The sequence below is a fragment of the Kitasatospora sp. NPDC059747 genome (assembly GCF_042732955.1).
GTDB lineage: Bacteria > Actinomycetota > Actinomycetes > Streptomycetales > Streptomycetaceae > Kitasatospora.
The window spans coordinates 1-6,272 of sequence record NZ_JBHWGV010000091.1 but is presented as its reverse complement, the minus strand read 5'-3'; the positions used below and the strand labels follow the sequence as shown (position 1 = coordinate 6,272).

Annotated in this window: 7 protein-coding genes; 5 read left to right on the top strand and 2 right to left on the bottom strand. The window is 74.5% G+C overall.

The window, feature by feature from the left end:
* Window positions 1-78: 78 nt before the first annotated feature.
* Window positions 79-798, top strand: coding sequence for an alpha/beta hydrolase (locus tag ACFV4G_RS31360; RefSeq protein WP_380445501.1), 720 nt, complete (start codon window positions 79-81; stop codon window positions 796-798).
* Between the two features lie 21 nt (window positions 799-819).
* Window positions 820-1,359, top strand: coding sequence for an SMI1/KNR4 family protein (locus ACFV4G_RS31355; protein ID WP_380445500.1), 540 nt, complete (start codon window positions 820-822; stop codon window positions 1,357-1,359).
* Between the two features lie 12 nt (window positions 1,360-1,371).
* Here the strand turns inward: ACFV4G_RS31355 and ACFV4G_RS31350 are convergent, their stop codons facing one another.
* On the bottom strand, window positions 1,372-1,950 hold the full coding sequence (locus ACFV4G_RS31350; RefSeq protein WP_380445499.1) for a universal stress protein: 579 nt from the start codon (window positions 1,948-1,950) through the stop codon (window positions 1,372-1,374).
* Window positions 1,951-2,231: 281 nt separating this feature from the next.
* Here ACFV4G_RS31350 and ACFV4G_RS31345 point away from each other — a divergent pair, with 281 nt between their 5' ends.
* Window positions 2,232-3,050: an MOSC domain-containing protein gene (locus tag ACFV4G_RS31345; protein WP_380445498.1), complete on the top strand. Its 819-nt coding sequence runs from the start codon at window positions 2,232-2,234 to the stop codon at window positions 3,048-3,050.
* Window positions 3,051-3,197: 147 nt separating this feature from the next.
* On the opposite strand, the gene ACFV4G_RS31340 is transcribed toward ACFV4G_RS31345, so the two are convergent.
* Window positions 3,198-3,590, bottom strand: coding sequence for a ribonuclease (locus ACFV4G_RS31340; RefSeq protein ID WP_380445497.1), 393 nt, complete (start codon window positions 3,588-3,590; stop codon window positions 3,198-3,200).
* A 347-nt stretch (window positions 3,591-3,937) separates the two neighbouring features.
* Between ACFV4G_RS31340 and ACFV4G_RS31335 the strand changes: the two genes are divergently transcribed.
* Together ACFV4G_RS31335 and ACFV4G_RS31330 are read left to right on the top strand one after the other, a co-directional pair.
* Entirely contained in the window at window positions 3,938-5,518 is a 1,581-nt protein-coding gene (locus ACFV4G_RS31335; RefSeq protein WP_380445496.1) for a carboxyl transferase domain-containing protein, read from the top strand.
* 488 nt (window positions 5,519-6,006) lie between these two features.
* Window positions 6,007-6,272 (top strand): lytic transglycosylase domain-containing protein (locus ACFV4G_RS31330; RefSeq protein WP_380445495.1); only part of this gene is annotated, 266 nt, incomplete at its 3' end.

The following is a 6,272-nucleotide window of genomic DNA, read 5'->3' as shown; positions in this document are numbered from 1 at the left end:
ACGAGAGATCATCTCCCTCGCGACGAGAAGTACAGTACCAGGTCGGCGGCCATGGCCCGAACCGGAGGGGAACACCGCATGACCAGCATGGAATTCGATCGCCTCGACGTCGTCGAGTACGCCGACGGGAGGCCGGTGGACGTCCACCGCCCGCCGGCCGGGACAGCCGGGCCGGTGCCCGTCGTCCTGCTGTGGCACGGCCGCGGGCCGGACGAGCGGGACGTCCTGCGGCCGCTCGCGCGGGAGGCCGCCGGGCACGGGCTGCTCGTGTTCGTGCCCGACTGGCGCTCGGACCGGGAGGACGGCGGCCGGGCCGAGTTGCTCGCCTCCCTCGCGCACGCACGTGACGCCGCCGCGCAATTCGGCGGCGACCCGGACCGGCTCGTCCTCGCCGGCTGGTCGCTGGGCGGCCGGGAGGCCGTCGCCGTGGCGATCAGCCCCGGCACTCCCGCCGGACCACGGCCGATCGCCGCGGTGGGCATCTCCTCCAGCTACGCCCGCCCGGCCGTCACGAACGGCGTCGTGCCGGTCGAGCTCCTGGCGGAGGCGCCCTCCCCCGTCCCGCTCTGGCTGGTGCACGGCACCGAGGACGACGTGCTGGGGCCCGAGCACACCCGACTGCTGGCCGGCGTGGCCACCTCCGCCGAGCTGCTCGAACTCCCCACCGACCACGCGGGCACGGTGATGACGCAGTACAGCCCCGAGGCGCAGCGCTGCGTGCCCGCCACCGCGGGGAGCGCACTGGACGCTGGCCGCCGCGTCGCCGCCGTGCTCGCGGAGGCGGCCGGACTGTCGTAGGGCCGTGCCACGATCCTCACCATGGACGGAATGCCGGTCGACGAGGACGAGTTGATCGCGCGCGTTCGCCGACGGGCGGTCGCGGACGGCACCCCGCCGGCCGCGCCCGCCACGGCCGAGTCGGTCGCGGCGGTGGAGGCGGCCCTGGGCCTCGCCCTCCCGCCGCTGCTCGTCCGGCTCTACCGCGAGGTGGGCGACGGCGGATACGGCCCGGACGGTCACCTGCTCTGGCCGCTGCGCCGGATCGTGGCCGCCAACCCGCGCCGCACCGCGCCCGGGGGCCGGCCGGTCGGCGTCGTGTCGGTGCTCGACTGGGGCTGCGCGATGTCGGCCGTGGTGGACTGCCTGCGCCCCGGCGCCCCCGTCCTCCTCCACGAGCCGAACGCCGGGCCCGAGGACCCGGCGGACACCTGGTTCGAGGACTGCCCGTCGCTCGCCCGGTGGCTGGCCGACTGGCTCGACGGGCGCGCGTGGTGGGAGGAGCACGTGATGATGGACGAGCGGGACGGCGAGATGCTCCCGCACTGGCCGGACGCCGCCGCCCGGATCGCCGCGCCCTGACCCGGTGCCGGCCTATTGCCCGGCCGGCGCGAGGCTCACGCCGTGGCTGCGCTCCAGCGCCTCCAGCTCCCGCTGGAGCGGCGGCTTGGGCACGGCCAGCACCGGACACGTCGCGTGCCGCACGCAGTAGGCGGTGACGGACGGGTGCAGCAGGCGGCCGAGCCGGCCGCGGCTGCCGGCGCCGAGGACGAGGAGGTCGCCAGGGCGGTCGGCGCAGCGCACCAGGGTGTGGCCGGTTTCGCCGCGGACGGCCAGGCAGCGCAGCCGCACTCCGGCGTAGCCACCGCCGAAGGCCTCGTCGAGGGCCTGGCGGAGACGGGCGACGGCGGTGTCGCGGCCGGCGGTGAGCATGGGCGGGCAGGGGGTGCGGCGGTAGGCGGACTCGCCGCCGGCCGGGGTCCAGCAGTGGACGGCGAGGACCTCGGCGTCGGTGCGGCGGGCTTCGGCGACGGCATGGTGGAGGGCGGCGAGGCTGCCGAGGGATCCGCTGAGGCCGACGACGATCCGGTCGCCGCTGCGGTCGCCGAAGTGATCGCCGAAGTGATCGCCGTCGCCGAAGCCCGCCGCCCCGGGTTTGCCGCTGCCCGCCATGGCCCGTCCGCCTTCCGCTCGGGGGCGGCCCGTGCGCTTCGTACGCGCGCCGCCCGTGTCGTCACATGCAAAACGGCCGGAGGAGCCGAAGGGATCCCCGTTGACGGAGCCCTGACGCGCCGACGGACGTTCCGTACGCGCCCCTGATGCCTGGGCCGCCGCCGGGGCCGTCCCTGGGAAGACCGCCGCCGGGGCCACTCCCAACCTGCGCCGGGCCGTCCCGGACGGCCATCGATGATCAACTACGCTGGCCGGAAACGAACGGGACGACGGGGGAAGTCATGGCCGCTGTGGCGGAGTTGAGGTACTACCCGATCAAGGGGTGCGCGGGGATCGCGGTCGAGCAGGCCGAGCTGACCACCGCCGGGCTGACGCACGACCGGGCGTTCATGGTCGTGGACGAGGACGGGGTGTTCCGCTCCCAGCGGCGGGACCGGGCCCTCGCCACCGTCCGCCCGTCCGTCTCCGCGGACGGCGGCCGGCTGACGCTGGAGGCGCCGGGAGTCGAGGCGCTCACCGTGCCCGTGGACACCGAAGGGCCGCGGCGCCCGGTCGAGCTGTTCGGCGCGCCGTTCCGCGGCATCGACCAGGGCGACGCCGCGGCCGCCTGGCTGTCCGAGGTCCTCGGCGCACACGGCCGGCTGGTGCGCGTGCCGCCGGAGCACGACCGCGTCACCGACGGGCTCGTCCCCGGCACCTCCGGGTACGCCGACAGCTGCGCCGTCCACCTGCTCTCCCGCGAGTCACTGGACGACTACAACGCGCGCACCGGCGAACCCCCGCTCGCGGCGGACCGGTTCCGTCCGAACATCGTCGTGACCGGCTGGACCGAGCCGCACACCGAGGACCTCGCCCGCCGGCTCACGATCGGCGGGGCCGAACTGGCCTACGCCAAACTCGCCGTGCGGTGCGCCGTGACGCTCGTCGACCAGTCGACCGGCGCCAAGGCCGGCCCGGAGCCGCTGCGCACCCTGGCCCGCTACCGGCGGGCCGCGGACGGCGGGGTCGTGTTCGGCGCCAAGTTCGCCGTGCTGCGCCCGGGCACGCTGCGCGTCGGCGACGAGCTCGCGGTGGCCGACTGGGGACCGTCCGAGCGCTGACCGGCCCGACGTCGAACTCCGTTGCCCGGCAAGGCCGGTGGCCCCGGCGGCAGGCAAGCCGCCGGGGCCCTTGGTCACGCGGAGACCGGCCTCAGTTGAACGGCCTCAGGAGAACGGTCTCAGTTGAACGGTCTCAGTTGAACGGTCTCAGCAGGTCTGGTCGATCAGCGAGAACGTGGCGTAGTGGTCGCCCGTGTAGTAGTCCTCCTGGGTCGCCTGGCCGGTGATGATCCGGCGGGCGCCGCGGGTCGGGGCGCCCGGCGTGATGACGGTGTACTCGTGGTAGTAGCCGTAGGACTGGCTCGGGAGCACCTGCTCTCTGTTCTGGAACACCACGCCGTCCTGGGAGTACGGGAACGGACCGTCGGTGGCGATCAGGTTGAGGGTGTCGGTGGCCTCCGGCGGCAGCGCGGAGAGGCAGACCGAGCCGCTCACGTCGGCGTGCGCCTCGGTGGCGACGGCGACGGGCGCGAGGGTCATCAGGGCGACGGCGGTGACGGCGGCAGCGCGGGTCTTCCACGCGCGTAGAGTGCGGGTCATGACAAACAGTCTGGCGAGCCACCGGCCCATCCGGAAGGCCTGAGCCAACTTTTTACCCACCGGTAACTTGCCTGCCCAGCAGGCGACTTGACGAAGTCTCCGACCGTTTCGGTAACACTCCGAGCACCCTCCGAGAGACCGTTCACGAACCGACCCTGCCCCACCGGAACCGTGCGTTCCCCATGCATTCCCGGCAGGGCCCCGACGTGCATCTCCGGCGTGCGTCTCCGACGTGCATCCCCAGCGCGCATCCCCGACTTGCTCACACCTTCGCGACGCTTCCGCCCCGGCCCGCTCGGGCCGCATAGAGTGCGCAGAGCGCAGGACGATCACCAGTGGGGGCGGGCATGGGCACGGGAACAGCACTGACGGCGCACCAGCTGATCGGGCTGCTCGTCGACCCCGGGAGCTTCCGCAGCTGGGACGAGCCCGCCGACCCCCACCCCGCCGACCCCGGCTACCGCGCCTCGCTCGCCCGCGCCCGCGAGCGCACCGGCCTGGACGAGGCGGTCCTCACCGGCACCGGCCTGATCGACGGGCGGCCGGTGGCGCTCGTCGCCTCCGAGTTCGGCTTCCTCGGCGGCTCGATCGGCGTCGGCACCGCCGAGCGGATCACCCGGGCCGTCGAGCGGGCCACCGCCGAGCGGCTGCCACTGCTCGCCCTGCCGGTCTCCGGCGGCACCCGCATGCAGGAGGGATCCGCCGCCTTCCTCTGCATGCTGCGCATCACCGCCGCCGTCCAGGCGCACCGGGCCGCCGGCCTCCCCTACCTCACCTACCTGCGGAACCCGACCATGGGCGGCGTCTTCGCCTCCTGGGGCACGCTCGGCCAGCTGGTGTTCGCCGAGCCCGGCGCCCGCCTCGGCTTCCTCGGCCCGCGCGTGTACGAGGAGCTGCGCGGCGTCGAGCTGCTGGCCGACGTCCAGCGCGCCGAGACACTGGCGGAGCGCGGGCTCGTGGACGCCGTCGTACCGCCGGAGGAACTGCGCGAGGTGGTGCGCCGCTCCCTCGCCGTCCTGACAGCCGGCCCCTCTCCTCTCTCCACGGATCCCGCAGCTTCCACCACTCCCCTATATAGGGAGAACCCGGGGGACGACGCAGGGGAGAACCCGGGCGAGCACGTATATAGGGAGAACGCCACCGAACCACAGCCCCCCGCCGACGCCTGGGACTCCGTCCGCCGCACCCGCCGCCCCGACCGCCCGGGCACGCGCGAACTGCTGCGCCGCACCGCCGCGGAACTCGTCCTGCTGGACGCCCCCGGAGGCCGGTCCGGAGCGCTGGTCCGCGCCCTCGCGATCCTCGGCGGGCAGCCCGTGCTCGTCGTCGGCCAGGAGCGCGGGACGCCCGACCACGAACGCCCCTTCACCGCGGCCGACCTCCGGGCCGTCCGCCGCAGCGCCCGCCTGGCCGAGCAACTCCGCCTGCCGCTGCTCACGGTGGTGGACACGGCCGGCGCCGAACTGTCCGCGCAGGCCGAACTGGACGGCGTCGCCGTCGAGATCGCGCACTGCCTGACCACCCTGCTCGCGCTGCGCACCCCCGTCCTCGCGGTCCTGCTCGGCCAGGGCTCGGGCGGCGGGGCGCTGGCCCTGCTCCCGGCGGACCGCGTGATCGCCGCCGAGCACGCCTGGCTCGCACCACTGCCGCCCGAGGGCGCCTCCGCGATCGTCCACCGCGACGGCGCGCACGCGGCCGAGCTGGCCCGGGCGCAGGGCATCGGCGCGGCCGACCTGGCGCGGGTGGGCCTGGTGGACGAGGTGGTGCCGGAACGGCCCGACGCCGCCGAGGAGCCGGACACGTTCTGTGAGCGGCTCGGGGCTGCCGTCGGAACGGCCCTCGGCGCGCTCGCGGTGGTTCCGGAGGCGGAACGGTTCGCCGCGCGGGCCGCTCGGCACCGTCGGCTGGGCGATCCTCGCTCTCGGTGACCGAGAGCGTGTGGCCCCGGTCTCACCGGAGGGTAGATCGTCTGTACGCAAAGTGGCCGTCGCGGGCCGCCGGGTCACGTCACCCCGGTTCTAAACGGTGACTGCGCTCACAGGGAATCCCAGTCGACGACGGGCCGTAGTAGTGCCGCCGGGGCGGACCCACCGTTCCCGACAATTCGCCCAGCGCCGGACATCCGGCCAGGTCGGAGTGCATCCGAACGGCCCCGGCGATCACCCCTGCGAATCGATGGCGGTCGGCCGATGTACGACCGCGGATCGTACCGAGGGGGTCTTGGCGGTGGCCGATCCGGTCTGGCAACAATGGCTCTCGTCGTCAGCCGCACCGGCTCCTGTCCCGCCGGTGAACGGCTTACCGCCGAGTCGCGCCCCGCAACCGTCGGCCCCTGTCCGGCCGTGGTCCTGGGCGGGGCGCGACCCGGCCCAACCTGATTGAGGTCTTGTTCTTCATGCCCGCTTTCAAGCTCCGTATGCGTACCTCTGCCGCCGTTCTCGCCGGTGCCGCCGGTCTGACCGCCCTGGCCGCCGGCGTGATGCCCGCCGCCGCCAACGCCGCGACCGCCTCCCCGCAGGCCATCGCCGCCCAGATCGTCCCGGCGAACCAGCTGGCCTCGTTCAGCCAGATCATCTCCCACGAGTCCGGCTGGAACGTGACCGCGACCAACCCGAGCTCGGGCTCCTACGGCCTGGGCCAGGCCCTGCCGGCCTCGAAGATGGCCTCGGCCGGCGCGGACTG